At 43.6% G+C, this 22,299-nt stretch carries 18 protein-coding genes; 10 read left to right on the top strand and 8 right to left on the bottom strand.

The genetic code is table 11. The annotated features are described in order from the left end of the window. Positions 1-170 precede the first annotated feature (170 nt). The gene (locus G5S32_RS19085) at positions 171-1,403 is read right to left on the bottom strand and encodes a trans-sulfuration enzyme family protein (RefSeq protein WP_165313737.1); all 1,233 of its coding nucleotides are present in this window, start codon (positions 1,401-1,403) and stop codon (positions 171-173) included. 188 nt (positions 1,404-1,591) lie between these two features. On the opposite strand from G5S32_RS19085, the gene G5S32_RS19080 reads away from it, so the two are divergent. After that, the gene (locus G5S32_RS19080) at positions 1,592-2,062 is read left to right on the top strand and encodes an Lrp/AsnC family transcriptional regulator (RefSeq protein ID WP_165313736.1); all 471 of its coding nucleotides are present in this window, start codon (positions 1,592-1,594) and stop codon (positions 2,060-2,062) included. Positions 2,063-2,213: 151 nt separating this feature from the next. Here G5S32_RS19080 and speB read toward each other — a convergent pair whose 3' ends face one another. After that, positions 2,214-3,140, bottom strand: coding sequence for an agmatinase (speB, locus tag G5S32_RS19075; RefSeq protein ID WP_165313735.1), 927 nt, complete (start codon positions 3,138-3,140; stop codon positions 2,214-2,216). Beyond that, a complete protein-coding gene (speA, locus tag G5S32_RS19070) occupies positions 3,141-5,051 on the bottom strand; it encodes an arginine decarboxylase (RefSeq protein ID WP_165313734.1) in 1,911 nt (636 codons plus the stop codon). Between the two features lie 489 nt (positions 5,052-5,540). Here speA and proV point away from each other — a divergent pair, with 489 nt between their 5' ends. The 5 genes from proV (at position 5,541) to G5S32_RS19045 (ending at position 11,023) form a co-directional block, all read left to right on the top strand. Further along, on the top strand, positions 5,541-6,728 hold the full coding sequence (gene proV / locus G5S32_RS19065; protein ID WP_165313733.1) for a glycine betaine/L-proline ABC transporter ATP-binding protein ProV: 1,188 nt from the start codon (positions 5,541-5,543) through the stop codon (positions 6,726-6,728). A gap of 1 nt (position 6,729) precedes the next feature. Then, positions 6,730-7,848, top strand: coding sequence for a glycine betaine/L-proline ABC transporter permease ProW (gene proW, locus G5S32_RS19060; protein WP_165313732.1), 1,119 nt, complete (start codon positions 6,730-6,732; stop codon positions 7,846-7,848). Further along, complete coding sequence (gene proX, locus G5S32_RS19055) at positions 7,845-8,852, top strand: glycine betaine/L-proline ABC transporter substrate-binding protein ProX (RefSeq protein ID WP_165313731.1); 1,008 nt, start codon at positions 7,845-7,847, stop codon at positions 8,850-8,852. The genes proW and proX overlap by 4 nt, the downstream gene beginning before the upstream one ends. A 71-nt stretch (positions 8,853-8,923) precedes the next feature. Beyond that, positions 8,924-9,406, top strand: coding sequence for a MarR family winged helix-turn-helix transcriptional regulator (locus G5S32_RS19050; protein ID WP_165313730.1), 483 nt, complete (start codon positions 8,924-8,926; stop codon positions 9,404-9,406). A gap of 267 nt (positions 9,407-9,673) precedes the next feature. Next, on the top strand, positions 9,674-11,023 hold the full coding sequence (locus tag G5S32_RS19045) for a magnesium transporter (RefSeq protein WP_165313729.1): 1,350 nt from the start codon (positions 9,674-9,676) through the stop codon (positions 11,021-11,023). A gap of 73 nt (positions 11,024-11,096) precedes the next feature. On the opposite strand, the gene G5S32_RS19040 is transcribed toward G5S32_RS19045, so the two are convergent. The 4 genes from G5S32_RS19040 to G5S32_RS19025 form a co-directional block, all read right to left on the bottom strand. Continuing rightward, a complete protein-coding gene (locus G5S32_RS19040; RefSeq protein ID WP_165313728.1) occupies positions 11,097-12,527 on the bottom strand; it encodes a PepSY-associated TM helix domain-containing protein in 1,431 nt (476 codons plus the stop codon). A 343-nt stretch (positions 12,528-12,870) separates the two neighbouring features. Then, positions 12,871-13,332: an IS200/IS605 family transposase gene (gene tnpA, locus G5S32_RS19035; protein ID WP_165313727.1), complete on the bottom strand. Its 462-nt coding sequence runs from the start codon at positions 13,330-13,332 to the stop codon at positions 12,871-12,873. Between the two features lie 202 nt (positions 13,333-13,534). Beyond that, a complete protein-coding gene (locus tag G5S32_RS19030) occupies positions 13,535-13,921 on the bottom strand; it encodes a cytochrome b562 (RefSeq protein WP_165313726.1) in 387 nt (128 codons plus the stop codon). 57 nt (positions 13,922-13,978) lie between these two features. Continuing rightward, complete coding sequence (locus G5S32_RS19025) at positions 13,979-14,725, bottom strand: phosphatase (RefSeq protein WP_165313725.1); 747 nt, start codon at positions 14,723-14,725, stop codon at positions 13,979-13,981. A 265-nt stretch (positions 14,726-14,990) separates the two neighbouring features. Here G5S32_RS19025 and G5S32_RS19020 point away from each other — a divergent pair, with 265 nt between their 5' ends. The 4 genes from G5S32_RS19020 to gnd all read left to right on the top strand — a co-directional run bounded on the left by G5S32_RS19020 (position 14,991) and on the right by gnd (position 21,905). After that, on the top strand, positions 14,991-17,864 hold the full coding sequence (locus G5S32_RS19020) for an HD domain-containing phosphohydrolase (protein ID WP_165313724.1): 2,874 nt from the start codon (positions 14,991-14,993) through the stop codon (positions 17,862-17,864). A gap of 361 nt (positions 17,865-18,225) precedes the next feature. Beyond that, on the top strand, positions 18,226-19,728 hold the full coding sequence (gene zwf / locus G5S32_RS19015; RefSeq protein WP_165313723.1) for a glucose-6-phosphate dehydrogenase: 1,503 nt from the start codon (positions 18,226-18,228) through the stop codon (positions 19,726-19,728). Continuing rightward, positions 19,725-20,441: a 6-phosphogluconolactonase gene (gene pgl / locus G5S32_RS19010; RefSeq protein ID WP_165313722.1), complete on the top strand. Its 717-nt coding sequence runs from the start codon at positions 19,725-19,727 to the stop codon at positions 20,439-20,441. The genes zwf and pgl overlap by 4 nt, the downstream gene beginning before the upstream one ends. 15 nt (positions 20,442-20,456) lie before the next feature. Beyond that, entirely contained in the window at positions 20,457-21,905 is a 1,449-nt protein-coding gene (gnd, locus tag G5S32_RS19005; protein ID WP_165314204.1) for a decarboxylating NADP(+)-dependent phosphogluconate dehydrogenase, read from the top strand. A gap of 68 nt (positions 21,906-21,973) precedes the next feature. Here gnd and G5S32_RS19000 read toward each other — a convergent pair whose 3' ends face one another. Then, positions 21,974-22,282: a hypothetical protein gene (locus G5S32_RS19000; RefSeq protein WP_165313721.1), complete on the bottom strand. Its 309-nt coding sequence runs from the start codon at positions 22,280-22,282 to the stop codon at positions 21,974-21,976. Positions 22,283-22,299 lie beyond the last annotated feature (17 nt).

Genomic DNA, 22,299 nt, shown 5'->3' with positions numbered 1-22,299 from the left:
TAAAAAATTTTGTTATTTTTCTGTTCGTCCAATGACAAATACGATGTTGTATTTTGTGTCACGCAAACGCGAACTGACATCAAAAACCACAAGATAATGCAACACAATCTAGTAACATTTCAATAACCTTCCGAATTTAAAACCAACAATGTGCTATAGGTATTCATTTTTCACCTAAGAAGGTGACTCAAGTCCCGAATCAAATCGACCGGAGACTCAAGACCGATAGAAAGCCGAACCACGCCTTTACCTGCATCACGGCAGAAGTTCGCTTTTTGTTCTGGGCTAAATCGGTAAGTAGACTTGTCCAAATCGTCAGTTTTCAACACCACCGCCAAACTGCGCTGATGTCCTATCGAATAAGCGTAATAAAACATCTTCGATTCATGTGCAAAGCGTTGCTCAATCAGTTCGATGTCCTCTACTTGGAATGCAATAATGCCGCCAAAAAATGCCATTTGCCGTTTTGCCAGCGAAAATTGTTGGTGAGACTCAAGACCGGGGTATAAAACTCTTAGCACTTTTGGATGATTTTCTAACCAGTTTGCGATGGTATAAGCCGACTCACACAAGGTTTTCATACGTGGATAAATAGTCTCCATTCCGCGCATAATTAGCCATGCGCTCTGCGCACTTAACGATGCACCAAAATAGACGCCAGCAACGCTTCTAAGCTTGCTAATTAAGGCTTTGGAGCCAAGTACACATCCACCTAGAACATCTCCATGACCGTTGATGAATTTGGTCAAAGAATGAATAACTAAATCTGCCCCAAGATCAAGTGGTCGCGTTATAACCGGTGTTGAAAACGTCGAATCCGCACTGAGTAAAATTCCACGTTGTTTAAGCAATTCAGACAGCTCTTTTATATTAGTGAGTCTTAATAGAGGATTGCATGGCGTCTCTACGTGCACCAATTTAGTGCTTTCATGTAAGACTTTTTGCACATTATTGATGCATGACGTATCAACAGTTGAGACCTCAATTCCAAATTGGGGCAAGATCTGAGTCGCGAACTCATACACAGCGGCATAGCAAACGTCACTGATAACCAGATGATCTCCCGCCTTTAAAAGAGACATAAATACCGCAGTTATTGCAGCCATGCCACTCGCTGTCGCTAGTCCATCTTCCGCGTGCTCCAAAATAGCTAAACGTTCTTCGAGTAATCGAACCGTAGGATTTGTCCATCCAGCATATAAAAATGGTGACTCTGAAATGTCTTCCAAACCCTGCGCCGAAAAAGCGCCTTCATTAGGTAAGAAGCTGTGATTAACTGACATGACAATGTTAGGTGCAATAGCTCTGGTTTGAGGATCAGGGAGAATAGCGGCATGTACAGCGAGAGTCTCCGGAGCGTATCTCTCAGAGGACAGTCCAAATTCGATATCATCTTTATGCATTTTTTTAATCCAGTCGTTGTCATTAGCCATAAACAATTTTTGGCTAGTAGCAGTTTGGGGCTCTAACCCGTACGAATTCTTTAATTGTCGATTCCAATTAGTGAGTAAAATCCGCTATTCTTGCCTCCACGTGGAAGAAATGCCGCATTTAAATTGCACTAACGCGGAATAACGACAAGAGGAAGACCATGGGTGAAACCACTCTGGATAGTTTCGATAAGAAAATTCTAGAATTGATGCAAAGTAACTGCCGTATGGCGAGTGAGGTCATTGCTGAACAAGTCGGTTTGTCTGCATCAGCAGTGCAAAGAAGGATAAAGCGTTTAAGAGAAGAAGGTTCTATCCAATCGGAAGTGGCGATCATCAATTCCGAACTTTCTACGCAACCAATGACGTTTATCGCCGGCATTGAAATTGGTAGAGACAATTACAGTGTTATCAATAAATTCAAACGTTGGGCAGATACCCAGCCCTCAATACAGCAAGTATTTTACGTCACGGGTAGCGTTGATTTAATGTTGGTGATTTGCGCTGAAAACGCCAAAAGTTACGATGGATTAATTGAGCACATTATGGAGCAGTTCCCCCAGATTCGCCGCGTTTTAACTAACGTAGTGATAGATACGCCAAAACAGAGTCTGTATCTCCCTGTTGAATGATCTCTAAAGAGACGCGCCAAATAAAAAAGCCGAGAGAATCACATCCCTCGGCCTCAGTAGTTTTTGCTGGTGCTTTAGCTAACGGAGTACTTTTAGCTATATGAGTAACTATAGAAATGTAAGTACATTTAGCTACTCCACTGAACTAGATTTATTCACGCTCTGGATTTGAAGCCCAAACGTAAAGTAGCTCTAGCGCAATTGTCGCACCAGCAAGTGAAGTCAGATCACTTTGGTCGTACGGTGGAGACACTTCTACCACATCCATACCGATCAGGTTAATACCTTTCAGTGCGCGGATAATCTTCAGAATTTTGTCTGAAGTTAAACCGCCGCATACTGGTGTACCTGTACCCGGTGCGAATGCTGGGTCTAAACAGTCAATATCGAATGTTAGGTACACTGGCTTGTCGCCAACGATTCCACGAATTTGCTCTACGATTTCGTCCGCAGACATATCGTTCGCTTGCATCGCGTTGATAACATTGAAGCCGTGACCTTCCTGTTTGTACTCAGTGCGGATACCCACTTGAACTGAGTGACGAGCAGAGATCAGCCCCTCTTTCGGCGCATGATAGAACATAGTGCCGTGGTCATACGAACTGCCATTAGCATAAGTATCAGTGTGGGCATCAAAGTGGATCAACGCCATTTCACCGTAGTGTTTCGCATAAGCACGTAGGATTGGCAGAGTGATGAAGTGATCACCACCCAATGCCAACATAGTTTTGCCACTTTTTAGAATTTCACTGGTCGCCGCTTCTAGGCGGTAGGTGAAGTCTTCCGCATCACCACAGTCAAATACTAAGTCACCAGCATCCACTAACTTAATACGTTTGAATAGATTAAAATCCCATGGGAATTTTTTGCCTTCCCACGCTAAGTTAACTGAGGCGCGACGAATCGCGTCTGGTCCCATACGAGCACCAGGTCGACCAGAAGTCGCCATATCCAAAGGCACGCCTAACACCACAACATCAGCATCCGATTCTAGCGGATCTCTCTGGTACGGCTGGCGAAGGAACGTCATTGCATTTGAATACAATGAATAATCCGTTTTAGTAAACAAATCATTCATTTAAAAATCCTCCAAATAGGTGTAACCATTTAAACCATGCTCTAATTCAGCTAATACTTCTTGCTGCTCGTGGTCAGCAACACGCTGAGACACCAACTGGCGGTAATTAGCTCTAATTGCGTCTACGTCGATATGCACGTAACGCATCATATCTTCAACCGTGTCACCTTCGTTGATGAAAGTGATTTGTGATTCGCCTTCGTCTGTAATGTTCACTACAGCACTATGAGTATCACCAAACAGGTTATGCATATCACCAAGGATCTCTTGGTATGCTCCCACTAGGAAAAAGCCCATTAGGTAAGACGTATCTTTTGACCACGCTGGTACTGGCAGCGTTGTTTCAATACCCTGACCTTCAACGTACTGCTCAACCGCACCGTCTGAGTCACAAGTAATATCCAACATAACTGCACGACGGTCTTCCACATTCTGCAAGTTAGACAGAGGCAGAACTGGGAATACCTGATCGATACCCCATGCATCTGGTAACGATTGGAACAGTGAGAAGTTGACGAAGAACTTGTCCGCCAAGCGATCTTGCAACTGGTCCAAAATCGGACGGTGGAAACGGTTTTTCGCACTCATTTTCATGCGTAGTTCATGATAAATACGTAGAGAAAGCTGTTCTACCCAAGCACGGTGTTGCAGATTAATTACGCCTGTTGAGAACAGCGTATGTGCTTCATTGAGATCACTTTGCGTATCGTTATAAATTTCGATCAACGCACGCGCATCAGTATCATCATTCAACGTTTCCCAACTACGCCACATGTTCTGTAGTAGCGTTGGTGCATCCGCTTCTGGTTCAACAATCGCCTCTGGCGAGTAACCTTCCGTACCAATTACGTTGGTAATTAGAACGGCGTGGTGCGCAGTCACCGAACGACCTGATTCCGAAATAATGGTTGGCTTTGGTTGATTGTATAAGTTACATACATCACTCACAGTGCTCACGATGTTGCGAGCATACTCAGCCAAACCATAGTTCATTGAGTTGGAAGACTGGCTACGAGTACCGTCGTAGTCGACAGCCAAACCACCACCCACGTCAAAGTACTGAATGCCTGCACCCAATTCACGAAGTTCACAGTAGAAACGAGCCGACTCGTTTACACCGTTACGCACGTCGCGAATGTTCGCCATTTGCGAACCTAAGTGGAAATGCACAAGTTGTAGCGCATCAAGCTGATCTTCTGCTTTCAAACGTTCAATAACAGACAGCACCTGTGCTGCTGCCAAACCGAACTTAGATTTTTCACCGCCACTTGATTGCCATTTACCCGCACCTTGTGATGCAAGACGAATACGGATACCTAAGCGAGGTTTAACACCTAAGCTTTTTGCTTCTTTCAGTACTAAATCAAGCTCAGAAAGCTTTTCTAATACGATAAATACTTTGTGACCAAGCTTTTCGCCGATCAGCGCAAGACGCATGTACTCACGGTCTTTATAACCGTTACAAACAATGACAGAACTTGCTTGTTGCGCCATTGCAAGTACTGCTAATAATTCTGGCTTACTGCCCGCTTCCAAACCCAGTTGTTTAGTCTCTAACTGAGCTTGGCTCGCTAGAATTTCATCAACAACTTCACGCTGTTGGTTAACCTTGATTGGGTAAACCAGCAGGTATTTGTTTGGGTAATCGTATTCTTCAATTGCCTGATTGAATGCGTCACAAATGTTGTGAACACGTTGATGCAGGATTTGAGGAAAACGAACAAGCACCGGTAAATTCAAACCGCGTGTTTCTAGCTGACTCACAATTGAACTCAATTGCGTTTGATATTGGCCATCTTTCCTTGGTGACACATAGACTTCACCATGGTTATCTATTCCGAAGAAACCTTGGCTCCAATAATGAACGTTATAATCAGCACGTACGCGATCTAATTTAGATGATTGTTCCACATTTAATCTCACACACTAAGAGAGAATGAAGTGGCTTCGAGAGCCACACCTGACACCCTAAATGTCACGCGCTTTATCGGACAAATTAGGGGGTGTGTCTAATCATAATAATTTGTCGTTAAGACAAACTTTTATTGTTTCTACACACCTGATAAATGTTAGTAAAAAAAACGCAAATTTGTTGTTTCAAAAGTCTCCAATTTCAATATTTCCTGATCTAAAACCAGCCTTCTCTTTCGGTCGAAACTCACTCAATTTCTAACTGTTACACTCTACCTTTACGGCCAGATAATTTCCATACAAAACATTTCTACTCAAATCATATTTAAAAAATAATTACTTTATTTTCCCCTTTAATAACAGATATATGAATTAAAAACACTTACACAAAACCATTCACACCCTTGATATTCACCAAAGTAATAATTAGTGTACTAATAAATATTTCGATATTTACGCCTAAATAGTTAAGTAACAAGGATGAAAATCATGTCTACCATGCTGGAGGTAAGAAACCTCTACAAAGTATTTGGCGACTCACCAGATGAAGCGTTCTCTCTGATAGAAAAAGGGTTAACGAAAGATCAAATTTTTGAACAAACTGGTCTCACTGTTGGCGTCAAAGACGTTTCCCTTAACGTTAACGAAGGTGAAATCTTCGTCATTATGGGCTTGTCCGGCTCTGGAAAATCCACTTTAGTAAGGTTGCTCAACAGATTAATTGAACCAACCAAAGGCAATGTGTTCATCAAAAACAAAGACATTGCAAATATCTCAGAGCAAGAATTGCGATTAGTTCGTCGTCAAAACATCTCGATGGTTTTTCAAAATTTCGCTCTCATGCCGCATATGACAGTGCTAGAAAATACTGCATTCGGGCTTGAATTAGCAGGTATTGACAAATCAATTCGACACGAGAGTGCAAAAAATGCGCTGGAACGTGTTGGATTGGATACTTATTGCAACTCATACCCTGACGAGCTCTCTGGAGGGATGAAGCAACGAGTGGGTCTTGCTCGCGCTCTAGCCAATGACCCAGATATTCTATTGATGGATGAAGCCTTTTCAGCTTTAGACCCATTGATAAGAGCTGAAATGCAAGATGAGCTGATTCGTCTGCAAAACGACGATAAGCGAACCATTGTCTTTATCTCACACGATTTAGATGAAGCCATGCGTATCGGTGATCGTATTGCCATTATGCAAGACGGCATCGTAGTGCAAGTAGGCTCGCCTGATGAAATTCTGCATAACCCAGCAAACGACTATGTCAGTTCCTTCTTTCGAGGTGTCAATGTTGCATCGGTATTTAGCGCTAAAGATATTGCTCGTAAAAAACCAGCTGCTGTTTTCAAGAAGCACGACAACGAAGGTCCTGCTGCTGCTTTGCAACTGCTGATGGACAACGATCGCGACTTCGGCATCGTCGTTGATAGAGCCAATAAATATAGCGGCATTGTTTCAATCAACAGTTTAAATGAAGCAAAAAAAGAACAGCGCTCACTGAGCAGCGCCCTTCTCGCTGACACCATTACGATACATCCCGATGTTTCCGTCGGAGATCTCATCAGCCAAGTGGCTGAAGTGCCGTATGCCGTGCCAGTCGTCGATGATCAAGGACAGTATTTTGGTGTCATTACCAAATCTCGCTTACTTCAAACTTTAGACAGGGAATAACATGGCTACAGAAAACGTTTCTAGCGCTCCACAATCTGCAGATCCATGGAGTTCAGCAGCACAAACCGCAAATGATGCTGCAAACAGCGACCCTTGGTCCACTGCGAGCAATGCAACATCTTCAACAAGTGAGTGGTTGAACACCGCCCAAGTACAACCCGAATCATTTGACTGGTTACACCCATTCAAAGACGCCGTTATCCCATTCGATCACTGGGTAGAAACAGCGCTTAACTGGCTTGTGACACATGGTCGCCCCATTTTTCAAGCCATCAGAGTACCGATTGACTTCATTTTGAGTTCATTTGAAGGGGCACTCGTTTCAACACCGGCGCCGTTTATGCTGCTCATACTCTTTTTACTAGCGTGGCAGTTTGCCGGTCCACGTTTAGGTATCAGCTCTTTGTTGTCACTGCTGGCTATCGGCTTTATCGGTGCATGGGACGAAGCGATGGTCACACTTGCGTTGGTATTAACGTCAGTCTTCTTCTGTCTGTTAATCGGTTTGCCATTGGGAATATGGCTGGCACGAAGTAATACTGCCGCAAAAATCATTCGTCCGATGTTGGACGCCATGCAGACAACCCCTGCATTCGTTTATTTAGTACCGATTGTGATGTTGTTTGGCATCGGTAATGTACCGGGTGTTGTCGTGACCATTATTTTCGCCCTGCCGCCGATTGTTCGTTTGACCATACTGGGTATTCAGCAGGTGCCCGATGAACTCATCGAAGCTGGACACGCCTTTGGTGCTAGCCCGAAACAAATGCTGTATCGAATCCAGTTACCGCTTGCTATGCCAACCATAATGGCTGGTATTAACCAAACACTGATGTTGTCGCTGTCGATGGTGGTGATTGCTTCAATGATTGCGGTGGGAGGACTAGGTCAGATGGTACTTCGTGGCATTGGGCGTTTAGATATGGGACTCGCGGCAGTGGGAGGATTGGGCATTGTTATCCTTGCCATCCTTCTTGACCGCATCACACAGAAAATTGGCAGCGAAAGTCGCAAATCACGAACTCACTGGTATCAAAAAGGCCCAGCCTCTTTTGTATATCGCATTAAACAGAAACTGACCCATACCGAAGGAAATAAAAAACTAGGAGAACAGAAATGAAATTGACATGGAAGACTTTATTATCCAGCAGCATAGCTATGAGCTCTATAGTGGGCGCATCCGCATATGCCGCATCTTTGCCAGGTGAAGGCATTTCAGTCCAACCAGTACAATCAACAGTCGCGGAAGAAACATTCCAAACGTTAATCGTTAACAAAGCAATGGAAGCGTTGGGTTACGACGTCAAGCCATCCAAAGAAGTGGACTACAACGTCGGCTACACTTCAATTGCTGAAGGTGATGCCACCTATTTAGCGGTTAACTGGCAACCCTTACATGATGATAAATTCGAAGCCTCTGGCGGGTACGATAAGTTCTACCGTAAAGGCAACTATATCTCGGGTGCTGCTCAAGGTTATCTGATCGATAAAAAGACCGCAGAGCAATATAACATTACCAATATCGAGCAACTCAAGGACCCTAAAATTGCCAAGCTATTTGATGCCAATGACGATGGCAAAGCTGATTTAACCGGCTGTAATCCCGGTTGGGGCTGTGAAGGCGTTATTGAACACCAGATGGATGCGTTTGGTTTGCGTGACACAATTACTCATAACCAAGGTAACTATGCGGCAATTATTGCTGACACTATCTCCCGCTACAAAAAAGGAGAGTCCATTTTGTATTACACATGGACACCATACTGGGTAAGTGGTGTCTTGGTACCTGGCAAAGATGTTGTTTGGCTTGAAGTTCCATTCTCTTCACTACCGGGTGAACGCTTGAATGTAGATACGGCTTTACCAAACGGTAAAAACTATGGCTTTGAAATGAATTCAATGAAAATTGTGGCGAACAAAAAGTTTGCTGAAGCAAACCCTGCTGCTGCGAAATTGTTTGAAATCATGAAGCTCAACATCAATGATGTCAGCGCCGAAAACATGATGATGAGTCAAGGTCACAATTCAGCAAAAGACATTGAAGCCCATGCCAATGGTTGGATTAAGGCTAATCAGAAGTTGTTTGATTCATGGATAGAAACCGCTAAAAAAGCGGCGATGTAATTACCGATACTGTTAAGGGCAGCAGTGCAGTTAGCTGCCCTTTTTAACAACTGCGACAATAGGAGGTTTATTTGAATACCCACGATGAAGTCTTAGTCAGCATCCGACAAATCGTTCGTGCTATAGACTTACACTCCAAGCAGTTGAACAAGAACTTCGGTTTAACCAGTCCGCAGCTGTTATTGATGAGAACCATTCAGGCTTCTCCCAAATTTACGCTGAGCCAACTTTCCCATATCAGCAATATGAGTCAGGCGACGGCCACCAGCATTCTTGATCGGCTAGAGAAACGAGGATTCATCCAAAGAGAGCGAGATACGAAAGACAAGAGGAAAGTTCACGCGGTCATCACCCAACAAGGTGAGCGTATTTTGCAACAAGCTCCACAGTTGCTACAAGATGATTTCATTGAACAATTTCAAGCGTTAGATCAGTGGGAACAAACGCAAATTCTTTCTTCGCTGCAACGCGTTTCCCGCATGATGAATTCTGCTGAAATACCGCCAGAAGACTTACTGATCGCGTTAGGCTCGGAAAACATTCATTTCACTTAACAGCGTTAAAATTGAAACACTATTGTTAGTCAAGTGTACTAATTTTACATAGAAGCCCATTTTTTAAGCACTTACACATAAATTTATACCGAACGGACTCCAAAAATAGCCATGCTCATAAAAAGAATATGATAAGTTAACCACGCTAGGAACACGGCGGCATATGCAGACGTATCTATAATTTGAGAGCACGTCAAAACCATACGTTGTCAACACCATCACGGTATTAAAATACTCTTTACAACCTTGGCTAATCGGAGTTACACGTTGAGCGAATATCAAGACTTAGCACAACACATTGAAATGCTGGCAAAAGCAGATGATGACCAGCAGCAAATTAGCCTTTTAAGTGAATTGGTTGAAAACGTTTTAGATTCAGGCTCTGTTGCTCTTATTCTCGAAGCCTTCCCTGTCGAGCAACGTGTCAGAATGTGGCGAAGCTTGCCACTGGAAATGCATATTGACGTGTTAACTGAGATGCGTGCGGACGTACGTATTTCGGTTATTAAAAGTCTTTCAGAAATAGAGTTAAAACTAACACTTGCGAAGCTGGACAACTTATCTCTTATCGAATGGGAAGACTCTCTTCCCGATGAGATTGTCACGGAAGCACTGCGTTTAATCAGTCGCGACGAACTGGAACTCTATGACCAAGCAAACGAGTTTGCTGATGACGAAATCGGTCACTGGGCTGATCGTAAAGTGTATACCCTACCTTTTAGCATCACCGTTGCTCGTGCAAAGATGTTACTGGAGAAATATCACTACGAGTCGCCTCAATACATTTATCTGATCAACAAAAAGAAAAAGCTCATCGGTGTAGTTGCTTACAGTGACATTTTGTTGGCTGAAACAACGGAACGCGTTAAGACATTAGTATTGGAAGACATTACGCTTATTAACGCTCATTTGACGTTATCTGAAGGTGTTGAAATGCTAGAACATGCAACGCTTCCTATGGTACCGGTCGTCAATAATGATGGTACCTTAGTTGGGATTATCAACTGGCAGTTTGCACTGGGCACGCAACGGGAAATTTACGAAGCTCGCTTGATGGCGGGTACCGGTATGGACGAAGGCGATGACCTTTTCGCTCCTATAGTGCGAAGTTCTAAGCGTCGTGGGGTTTGGTTAGGCATAAACTTAGTCACCGCGATATTAGCTTCAATCACTATCGGTATGTTTGAAAATGTTATCTCCGAAGTGGTGGCGTTAGCGGTATTGATGCCTATCGTTGCTTCGATGGGTGGTATTGCGGGCAGTCAAACACTGACATTGATGGTTCGAGCAATGGCGCTCAATCAGATCACTGTCGGTAACCGTCTCGCATTACTGAAAAATGAAATAGGAATCGGCTCTATTAACGGATTGCTATGGGCGTTGATCATCGGCGCCATCGCGGCGTTATGGTTCCAGTCACCGCTTATTGGTGGAACCATCGCATTGGCGATTGTGGTAAACATCGTCACTGCGGCGTTTTTCGGCGTGCTGATTCCGATTATTCTCGACAAATTTGAATTAGACCCTGCGCTAGCGGGTTCGGTAATTTTGACCACGGTTACTGATGTGGTTGGATTCTTTGCATTCTTAGGTACAGCCAGCCTTGTCATGCTGTAAAAAACGCTTTTAAAAAGTAAAAAGGTCAGAACACTCTGACCTTTTTTATTGTTTAGTTTTTGGGTTTAGCGGCTTAACGCAGTGCTAAACGTAACTTCTCAACTCGACTAAACAGCAACCAATCAAGAATCAAGGTTGCAATGATGGTAACGCCTCCTAGTGGGAAGAGAATCGCTAAAGCAATCAGAGTTACTAAACCTGCTTTCCAAATGCCATTGGTTGCGAAACGAGGTGGCACACCTAACGCTGCTTTTCCTGAAGGTCGACGAATCCACCACATCACAACACCGGTAATAGATATCGCGATAAAAGCGATACAAAAGAACACGTTTAACCCTTTATTGAGAGAACTGAGATCGCCTTGATGCAAAGAAACGCCCGCTGCCATTGCTTTAGCATACAAGTTGTAATCCGCCCAAGTGACGTCCACAAGTAACTTACCGGAGTACTGGTCGAAATGGGAAGTACGATCATTTCTCGGGTCAGTAATATCACCAGCCATGGTGTTAGCAGCCACCGTGTAAACGCCCTTATCTCCATTCGGGAAATAGATACGGTATTGTGTGAAACCAAGCTCTTCTGCTTTAGCTACAATCTTGTCAACACTGATTGAACCATGGGACATCTCGGGCATTGCCATATCCATTGCAGAATGATCATGCGCAGCATTGGACTCTGGCATTGGTGCAAGCTCTAAGTTCCACGGCATCTCTTCTTCATTACCATGGTTAAGACTCGCATGTGTCAATGCCGATTCGGGCTGTTCTCCCCACGTATAGTAAGTCGGAAATGTGTTCCAAGCTTGAACCAATGTTTTACCCCAAATCCCTGTCCACGAGAGACCTGAGATCAGGAAAAACAGCAAAACAATCGATAACACACCGCCAAGGTTTGCATGTAAATCGCGCATAAAAATCCGCACACCTTGGCTCGCCCTTAACTTCAAGAATCCCGCTTTCGATGCATTATCTCTCGGCCACCACAAGTACAAGCCCGTCACCAGTAACAGCACGCCCAAACTTGCTGCAATTTCGATTAAGTAATCCCCCAAATCGCCAATCAACAGTGTGGCGTGAATGCCGTTAGCCAATGAGTACCAGCTTTCGCTTCTATCGATGGTGCCAAGTACTTGTCCGGTGTAGGGATCTACCGTTGCGAAAAGATTGACGCCCTCTGGAGAACGAATGGATACCTTATTGGCAACGTTATCAGCCTGCGCATGGATAAACTGAGTAATGGCATAATCTGGAAATCGCTGCTGAACAGCTGCAACTTGAGCGGAGACAGCTAATTCATGATGTTGTGGCGTCACCATCAGTAGCTCTTGATAGCGAGCTTGTTCAATCTCGTCATCAAACAACATCACCAATCCTGTCAGCGACAAAATTAGAATAAATGGGATAACAAACAGACCAGCGTAAAAATGCCAGCGCCAAGTCATAAAATAGAGTGATTTCGCCCGTGAAGTCGCTTTGGGCTGAGGAGGTGTTGAGTGTCTCAACATGAGCTTTCCTTTTTACTGTTGCACACTCCTAATGAGTGCATGAAGGCTTAGGTCTACTGACCACTTGTGACTTTTATTATTGGAAGTATTCATTTTATGGGCGCGTACTATACCAGTCACATTGAGAAATAACATCGATAATAACTATCATTTACAACATGCCACTTGGTATAGAGCGACTGAGTTTCAGATGTTGAGGCAAATATATAGAACTACGAGTGTTGGAAGTCTTTCGAAAAAAAAGTATCCACCGGCATAGCCGGTGGTTTTTCATATGCGCCTATAAGGCTCTCCTACTGGCAGCGCCCTAGCAGGCGCGTAGTGATCTGACATTTGCATATGACTATTTCCTGCGGCCCGCAAACGGGCTACCTGAATACGGGATCGACAATTGCTCTCCCATTTTATCCTGCTCTAGTTGGTGCTTTATGTAATTCTGTATCTTGCTCGTATTCTTACCTACCGTATCTACATAATAACCTCGGCACCAAAACTCACGATTCCGATATTTAAACTTCAAATCCCCGAATCGTTCATAAAGCATTAGGCTACTTTTACCTTTCAAATACCCCATAAACGCTGAAACACTCATTTTGGGCGGTATTTCTAAAAGCATGTGGATATGATCCACGCAACATTCCGCTTCAAGAATGTTCACATTTTTCCATTCACATAGTTTCCTCAATATTTCACCTATTGCTCTACGTTTTTCTCCGTAGAACACTTGTCTTCTATATTTCGGTGCAAAGACTATGTGGTATTTACAGTTCCAGCGCGTGTGCGCTAAGCTCTTTTCGTCCCCCATTGGGACCCCCTTTCAATTCTTAATTAACTCTTGTAGTTGCCAGACCACAAGACGTTTTTATCAAATTGAAAGGGGTTATATAACTGATTTATAGCTGTAAGCTTTACGGAACCCCCAGCCTAGCTGGGGGTTTTCTCTATACAACAAAAAAGGCAGCCATCGGCTGCCTTAAATAATTACTGTGGTGTCAGTTCTTTAAAGATTAACCAAATATACGATCCCAAATACTTGGATTACGTTTGTCATGGTACTCTTCACGCAGACTATCGATGTTTTTCAACGAGGCTTTAGCCTCTTCCAACTTTCCTGCTTGAAGCTCTGATTCAATCTTCTCTAGCGTCACTGTCAGCTTATTAAAACCTTCAAGATAAATGTTTTTTTTCTCTGGCGGATAGTCACCTAACTTGGCTTGTTCCACCAGCTCATTTAAATCAATGATAGGTTGCTGCATATCCTCAATTGTTTCAGCCTGTGCAGCTTGTTTGAATGCCTGCTTCATCTGCTTCATGGTCGCTTTTAGGTCGAAGTCAGCAGCAAACAGTTGAGTTGAGAGCAACAACCCTAGGCCAAGCGTTAATAGTTTCTTCATTTACTTTCTCTTCCGTGTTCGTCTTGCGTTAACCGCAAGCCAGAATAATTTTTGTTATTAATACCAGTTCGAAAACTCTTCAATCGGCTCTCTTCCGCGAAGTGCCAAAAAGCTCAAGAACTGTTGTGCACTATGAGTAATTACTTGCTTGGAATCAACACCAACATTGTTAAGAAGTTCTTCTGCTTTGGTCAGCACACCCACATCTTCACAAAAATGCGCGTCACTACCGGTGGTTATCCAAGCACCTAATCGTTTTGCCACTTCAGCGATTTGGTAGCACCGTTCAACACTTCCTACTCTGCTGTGACCTTTAAGCGTGCTGTTATTAATTTCAATAGCAACGTTATGTTCAACCGCACAGGTTATCACTGTTTCAAAATCAAAATCATAATTTGGATTACCTAAGTGACCCAAGGCATCTACGCGACCACTCTTAATCACATTGATAAGAGCTTGAGTGTGATCTTCTTTGCTCGAAGGTCTGAAAACCGCTTCATGGAAACTGGCAATCACCCAATCCAGTTTTTCATCGAGTGTCGGATGAATATCTACCTCACCAGCAACATTCATGATGTTGGACTCAATACCGCGAATAATCGCCACACCTTCAAGGAAACGAGGGATCACACGTTGGTTAGCAAAGAACCAGTAATGTGGTGCACCAGGCATAGTCTCTGCGTGGTCTGTCATACAGAACATGGTAAGGTTGTTTTGATTTGCCGATTTGGCATTTTCGATCAAAGTACTGTATGCATGGCCGCTTGCGTAAGTGTGGGTGTGGGTGTCTACTTCAAATTTCATTTTTTCATTCCTGACATCGCGATATACGCAGTTTATCAGCACCTCTATGAACTACAACCGTACCGCATAAGTAAAAATGGATGAGCAGCGATTGATGGATACCATCGGCTTTCTCTCCTATCGTTAGAATAAGAGAGAAAAACAATGCTATTACAGACAGAATGGTCAATAAGTTAATGATTTTGTGAAATTTTCAACAGATAATTTTTTGCAACTTTTCTAAGTTAGACAATACTTAAACTAACATTTGTTGAAGGGATTCTGCATGAAGCGCCGCTACCCACTCAGTATTCACATTAGTACTCTATTTCTTATTTTAACGGCCATCGTAGGGGCAGTGCTTATTGGCATCAGCTCACAACATGCACAACAATTACTGAGTGGTAGCGCTCAAGAATTAAGCCAAGAAAATAGCCGTAAACTAGAATCCATATTTCAAAAAAGCATTGCCCCTATCCTATCCACTTTGGATTTTATGGCATACAGTAGTTTTATCGATGAAAACGAACCCCCTTCGGAACAGGCTCGTTGGCTTTCTTCCATGAGATTGCTATTCGAACGTCAAACCAGTCTGGTCGCACTCTATTTCGGCAACGAAGAGGGAGATTTCACGATCATTCGTCCACTGTTTGATTCACTATCCAGAGAACGCGTTAAAGCACCTGAAACAGCTCGACTGTTTATCAACTTCACCAAAGTGGATGGTACGAACGAATACATATTCTTCGATGAGGACCTTGCTCAAGTTGGCAATGTTAAGCAAGAGAGTAACCATTTCGACCCGCGTACACGCCCTTGGTATACCTCTGCCGAAAACGACGATGTTATTCGTCTAACCGAACCCTATGTATTTTATCTATTCCAGACTCCGGGTGTCACACTGGCACGTCGTTCATCTGATGGCAAAAAGGTAGTGGGTGCTGACTTTACACTCGATTCGCTGTCAAAAGAGTTATCAATTATTGGCTATTCACAAAATGCTAAGCTTGCGTTGTTTGACCATCAGTTCAGAGTACTGGCGCAGCACAATACATCCTTAAGTCTTACCGACGATGAAGAAGCAACTCAGCAGAAGCTAAATACCAGTATTTTCACCCCTGTAGCCAACCGTATCAGCAGTTCAACTTTGTATGAAACCGTAGAGCAAGATGGTGAGTCTTGGTCTGTAACTCTGACACCTGTCGCGTTAAGCCCTGAAATTCATCTGCTGCTAGCCGATGCGACACCACAAGATGACCTGATCGCTAGCCTGCTCTCTATGCGAAACAAGCAGCTGCAAGCAGCTTTTGCTCTGATGTTGATCTGCTTTGGCGCTGTATGGTTTATTTCGTCTCGTCTTGCCAGACCATTAGTCAACTTGATGGAGCTAACTCACAACATAGCGCGTTTTGATTTTAAAAAAACGCGTTATCCCAAAAGCATGATTAAGGAAGTTGCTAACCTCACTAAATCCATAGAGTTAATGGAACACACATTACATGACTTATTGAGATTGCTGAGAGACACGGCTTCTAACCAAGATTTCGGGGTTCTTGCTAAAACTATTACTCACCAGAGCTATTTAGTAACGCGGGCAGAGACAATTCAGCTCTACACATATTCACCAGAGAAAGAGGTATTTACCAATATAGCCGACCACGCCATCATTCCATTTAAGATCGATCTCAACACTTTAGTAAATGCGACGCCTTGGCTATTAGCAGAGTTAAACAAAGGAGAAACCGTTCATTTAACACGGAATGACAACATTTTGCGTAAGCATCTGGATTATTTGTACAACTCTGACATCTATTTTTTCCCGTTGCTTAACCGTCAAAAGCAGTTGGTCGGTTTACTGAATCTAGGCTATGAGCGAGCCATAACCTCAGAGCAATCTGATAAGCATGCTTTCTTACGAGAGTTATTAAGCTTTGCTGAAATAGCCAAAGACAATATTGATAAGATTCAACAACAAAAAGATATGTTGAATGCTTTCGTTACCTTAATCGCATCCGCCATCGATACTAAATCTCCTTATACTGGCGGACACTGTCAAAGAGTTCCTGTCCTTACCAAAATATTGGCAGAAGCTGTCGACAAAGACACTCATTACTATCGAAATTTTTCTATGACCAAACCTCAGTGGGAGGAGCTGAATCTAGCGGCTTGGTTACATGACTGCGGTAAAGTGACAACGCCTGAGTACGTAGTTGATAAGGCTACTAAGCTAGAAACCATTTACGACCGGATACATGAAGTCCGTATGCGCTTTGAGGTTCTGAAAACTCAGGCTGAGTCTGACTACTGGCAAGGTATTGTTGAAGGCGGTGATAAAGGTCAACTCAAAGCAGCATTAGAACAGACACAGCAAGCACTAGACGACGATTTTGCCTTCATCGCTAAATGCAATATTGGCGGTGAATATATGTCGGATGAAGATGTGTCTCGCCTAGAATCTATAGCCCAAAAACAATGGAAACGCACCATTGATGATCAGTTGGGCATATCTTGGATTGAATCTCATCGTGCTGGCGAAAAACAAGCTTTACCTGTGATGGAAAATATCATCGCCGATAAACAGGTACACCAAGTGAAATGGGAAGCCAACAACAAGCCTCAAGACACATGGCAAGAACCTTTTGTTCTTCAGCCGGGAGAGCATCAATATAACCGAGGAGAACTTTATAACCTATCTATTCGCGGCGGCACTTTAAACAATGAAGAACGCTTTATGATCAACGATCACATAGTTCAAACCATCACTATGTTGCAGCGCTTACCCTATCCAGAACATCTTAAAAATGTACCGGATATTGCTGGTGGGCACCATGAACGAATGGATGGTAAAGGCTACCCGAGAGGCTTAGCCGAAGAAGAGCTTTCCGTTCAGGCACGAATTATGGCTATAGCCGATGTATTTGAAGCCTTAACGTCCAATGACCGACCATACAAACAAGCCAAAACCATTGAAGAATCAATTTCGATAATGACCAAGATGGCAACTTCCGGTCATATCGATCCGAAGCTTTATCTGCTCTTCCTAGAGCAAGACGTGTATCAGAAATATGCTGATATGTTCTTAGAAAAATTTCAGCACAGTGACATAGATAAGGAACAGCACATTAAAACAGTGAAAGCGTATATGAAACAACAATTCTAATCTGGTTAAAAGAGTCACAAATTTTGGCTCTATTAACGGCTAAAAATGAATTTATGGTTACAGATCGAACAAAAGTTAATCGATTGCGCGAACAATAGTTGATGTGTGTCAAATTGTCGTAGACAATACTGAGCTCACGTTGGTTTGGTTATTTCATCTTGATACCAAATCAGCCATGTCCCGATGTCCAATGTAAAATAATGACATTGAGTACAAAGGGCGTTTCGGTTTTTCTAATGACAAAAATAGACAAAACCAATTACTTATTTGTGCATTGCGCTGCTAGGGTAAGCACATTGCTAAATAGCTCCCAAATAACTCTATTGTTTTTTGGGCACACCTAGTTTCTAAGGGAAAGAAGATGTTAATACCTGAAAACAGCAGCATCGTGATTTTTGGTGCTTCGGGCGATTTAACCTACCGCAAGTTGATTCCTGCTTTATACCACCTATTTGCAAGCAACCAACTGCCAAAATCCTTTGCAATCTTAGGCGTAAGTCGTACTGAATACAGTGACGACTCTTACCGAGAAAAGTTGAAACGCTCGCTTCAAGAATTAGAGAAAACCGAACCAGAGATTCTTGATGCTTTTTGTGAATATATTCACTATCAAGCCATCAATACGTCGGATGTCGAAGATTATGTAAAACTGAAGGATCGCTTAGACGCACTTTCAGACCAATACGCATTTGAAGAACGTAACACCCTGTTCTACCTTGCTACCCCTCCTAGCCTTTATGGCGTGATCCCTTCTTGCCTTGCTGCTCACGGCTTAAACAGTGAAAAAGATGGTTGGAAACGTCTGATCATCGAAAAACCATTCGGTTACGATTTAAAATCAGCGCAAGAACTGGATATCGAAATTCATCACCATTTCAAAGAACACCAAATCTACCGTATCGATCACTACCTAGGTAAAGAAACTGTTCAAAACCTACTCGTGTTCCGCTTTGCAAACGGTATGTTTGAGCCACTTTGGAACCGTAACTTCATTGATTACGTTGAGATCACAGGAGCTGAATTCCTAGGTGTAGAAGAGCGCGGTGGTTACTACGACGGCTCTGGTGCCGTTCGTGACATGTTCCAAAACCACTTGCTACAAGTATTAGCAATGATCGGTATGGAGCCACCAGCGGCAATCAACGCGGATTCTATCCGTAACGAAGTTAACAAGGTTCTGCAAAGCCTTCAGCCTCTGTCTGAAGAAGACCTACGCAATAACCTAGTACTTGGCCAATACACTGAATCAGAAGTACGCGGTAAGTTCCTTCCAGGCTACCGTAACGAACCTGGTGTAGCGGAAGACTCTCGTACTGAAACGTATGTAGCGTTAAAAATGTTTATCAATAACTGGCGTTGGAACGGTATTCCTTTCTACGTTCGCAGTGGTAAACGTTTACCGACACGTGTAACTGAAGTGGTTATTCACTTTAAACGCACACCTCACCCTGTATTTGGTAAAAATGCGCCTGAGAACAAGCTGATCATTCGCATTCAACCAGATGAAGGCATCCTGATGAGCTTCGGCCTTAAAGAACCGGGGGCAGGTTTCAAAGCCAAAGAAGTTTCCATGAATTTCCACTACGCATCTTTAGAAGAAACGAAGATGCTAACCGCTTACGAGCGCTTGCTGCTGGATGCATTGAATGGTGATGCAACACTGTTTGCTCGTACCGATGCGGTAGAAGCTTGTTGGAAATTTGTTCAACCCATTCTGGACTTCAAACAAGACCCTCAATCCCTATATGGGTACGCATGTGGTACTTGGGGACCAAAAGAGTCGGACAACCTTCTCATTAATGACGGAAGAGCATGGCGTTTCCCATGCAAAAACCTTACAGACACGGATTACTGCGAACTATGATCAATTCAAAGATTTTTCAAACAGCCGAGCAGGTTGTTGAATCACTAGCGAATGAAATGCAGCGCTACAGTGAACACGGCAAGCCTGTACATATTTCACTGTCTGGCGGTAGCACACCAAAAATGCTGTTTAAGCTACTGGCGAGTGCTCCTTATGCAGACGCGATTCAATGGCAAAACCTACACTTCTGGTGGGGTGACGAGCGTTGTGTGGCCCCTGATGATGCAGAAAGCAACTACGGCGAAGCGAACGCATTACTGTTTAGCCAAGTAAACCTTCCAGCAGAGAACATCCACCGTATTCGTGGTGAAGATGAGCCACAAGCAGAAGCTGAACGTTTTGCAAAAGAAATGGCAGACGTTATCCCATGCGAAAACGGCACCCCTGTTTTTGATTGGATACTGCTTGGTGTTGGCGCCGATGGTCATACAGCATCGCTATTTCCTAATGTAACCAACTATGCAGATGAAAACCTGTCTGTAGTGGCTACGCATCCAGAATCTGGTCAACTTCGAGTGTCAAAAACAGCGAAAGTTCTGGAAGCAGCGAAACGTATTAGTTACCTCGTTCTTGGTGCAGGCAAAATTGATATCGTACATGAAATTCACACTACTCCAGCTGCTGAACTGCCTTATCCAGCAGCGAAAATCCAGTCTAAAACTGGTGAAACAGAGTGGTATTTAGATTTAGACGCAGCAACAAAGATTGCGTGAAGGAGAAAGCAAATGATGAAAGGTGATATCGGTGTAATCGGCCTGGCAGTTATGGGTCAGAACCTGATCCTTAACATGAATGACCACGGCTTCAAAGTTGTTGCTCACAACCGTACTGCGTCAAAAGTTGACGAGTTCCTAGAAGGTCCGGCTAAAGGCACTAACATCATTGGTGCATACACTTTAGAAGAGCTAGTAGAGAAACTAGAAACACCGCGTAAAGTGATGCTGATGGTCCGTGCTGGTTCAGTTGTTGATACGTTTATCGACCAACTAGTACCACTTCTAGACAAAGGCGACATCATCATTGATGGCGGTAACACTAACTACCCAGATACTAACCGCCGCGTTGCAGCGCTGCGTGAAAAAGGGATCCACTTCATCGGTACTGGTGTTTCTGGCGGTGAAGAAGGAGCTCGTTTCGGACCTTCAATCATGCCTGGCGGCGCACCAGAAGCTTGGGAAGCAGTTAAGCCTATTTTCCAAGGTATCTCTGCAAAAACTGATGCTGGCGAGCCATGTTGTGACTGGGTTGGTAACGACGGTGCTGGTCACTTCGTCAAGATGGTACACAACGGTATCGAATACGGCGACATGCAGCTAATCACTGAAGCATACCAGTTCATGAAAGACGGTCTTGGTATGTCTGCAGACGAGATGCAAGCTGTATTTGCTGATTGGGACAAGACTGAGCTAAACAGCTACCTAGTTGAAATCACAGCTGACATCCTTGGCTACAAAGATGAAGACGGTGAGCCACTTGTTGAGAAAATCCTAGATACTGCTGGCCAAAAAGGTACAGGTAAATGGACAGGTATCAACGCTCTAGACCTAGGCATTCCTCTAACTTTAATCTCTGAGTCTGTATTCTCTCGTTGTCTGTCTGCACTAAAAGACCAACGTGTTGAAGCTGAAAAATTGTTCGGTAAAGTGATTACTCCAGTTGCAGGCGACAAACAAGAGTGGGTTGATGCACTACGTCAAGCTCTACTTGCTTCTAAGATCATCTCTTACGCTCAAGGCTTCATGCTAATGCGCGAAGCATCAAACGAGAATGGCTGGGATCTAAACTACGGTAACGTAGCACTGATGTGGCGTGGTGGTTGTATCATCCGCTCTGCATTCCTAGGCAATATCCGTGATGCATTCGAGAAGAACCCAGAACTTGCGTTTCTTGGCTCTGATGAGTACTTCAAAAACATTCTACAAAGCAGCCTAGTTGCATGGCGTAAAGTAGCTTCTAAATCACTAGAAGCAGGTATCCCAATGCCATGTATGACTTCTGCTCTAACGTTCCTAGACGGTTACACAACTGCTCGTCTACCAGCGAACCTACTACAAGCTCAGCGTGACTACTTCGGTGCTCACACTTATGAGCGTACAGACCGTGCACGTGGCGAGTTCTTCCACACTAACTGGACTGGTACAGGCGGCGACACTGCGTCAACGACTTATGACGTTTAATTTGTCAAAAGTTATTTAAAGCAAAAGGGATGCTCATGGGCATCCCTTTTGTTGTATTACTTAAATCTCTAGTGTTTGTGTTTATCCACTGGCACTAAAATGTACGTTTCTTTGTTGTGGCCTTTCTTTTTACCCGGGTGTTTTCCATGCACAGGATGACCATAGTAATGATCCTCTTCCACCACTTTTACTACTTTCACTCTTTCGACCGTCTCGACTCTTCTAGTATTACAGTCGCCCGTTTTAATAGAAACATCTTTATTCGCTACCGTAACACAGCCTAATTCAATATCGACTTGTGAGCCAGACGCCTGCGCGTGTGTCGACATTAATGCACCTAGCAGAAGTAATGGTGAAGTTGTCCCGTATCGTTTCATATTGGTTCCTTTTAAGC

Origin of the sequence: Vibrio ziniensis, from assembly GCF_011064285.1 — a bacterium.
Classification (GTDB): Bacteria; Pseudomonadota; Gammaproteobacteria; order Enterobacterales; family Vibrionaceae; genus Vibrio; species Vibrio ziniensis.
The sequence above is the reverse complement of the archived record's forward strand: the minus strand, read 5'-3'. Positions and strand labels throughout refer to the sequence as shown.

Coding starts and splice junctions, on each gene's coding strand:
- G5S32_RS19085 (WP_165313737.1), bottom strand. CDS start 1,403: ATGCATAAAGATGATATCGAATTTGGACTGTCCTCTGAGAGATACGCT.
- G5S32_RS19080 (WP_165313736.1), top strand. CDS start 1,592: ATGGGTGAAACCACTCTGGATAGTTTCGATAAGAAAATTCTAGAATTG.
- speB (WP_165313735.1), bottom strand. CDS start 3,140: ATGAATGATTTGTTTACTAAAACGGATTATTCATTGTATTCAAATGCA.
- proV (WP_165313733.1), top strand. CDS start 5,541: ATGTCTACCATGCTGGAGGTAAGAAACCTCTACAAAGTATTTGGCGAC.
- proW (WP_165313732.1), top strand. CDS start 6,730: ATGGCTACAGAAAACGTTTCTAGCGCTCCACAATCTGCAGATCCATGG.
- proX (WP_165313731.1), top strand. CDS start 7,845: ATGAAATTGACATGGAAGACTTTATTATCCAGCAGCATAGCTATGAGC.
- G5S32_RS19040 (WP_165313728.1), bottom strand. CDS start 12,527: ATGTTGAGACACTCAACACCTCCTCAGCCCAAAGCGACTTCACGGGCG.
- tnpA (WP_165313727.1), bottom strand. CDS start 13,332: ATGGGGGACGAAAAGAGCTTAGCGCACACGCGCTGGAACTGTAAATAC.
- G5S32_RS19030 (WP_165313726.1), bottom strand. CDS start 13,921: ATGAAGAAACTATTAACGCTTGGCCTAGGGTTGTTGCTCTCAACTCAA.
- G5S32_RS19025 (WP_165313725.1), bottom strand. CDS start 14,725: ATGAAATTTGAAGTAGACACCCACACCCACACTTACGCAAGCGGCCAT.
- G5S32_RS19020 (WP_165313724.1), top strand. CDS start 14,991: ATGAAGCGCCGCTACCCACTCAGTATTCACATTAGTACTCTATTTCTT.
- zwf (WP_165313723.1), top strand. CDS start 18,226: ATGTTAATACCTGAAAACAGCAGCATCGTGATTTTTGGTGCTTCGGGC.
- pgl (WP_165313722.1), top strand. CDS start 19,725: ATGATCAATTCAAAGATTTTTCAAACAGCCGAGCAGGTTGTTGAATCA.
- gnd (WP_165314204.1), top strand. CDS start 20,457: ATGAAAGGTGATATCGGTGTAATCGGCCTGGCAGTTATGGGTCAGAAC.
- G5S32_RS19000 (WP_165313721.1), bottom strand. CDS start 22,282: ATGAAACGATACGGGACAACTTCACCATTACTTCTGCTAGGTGCATTA.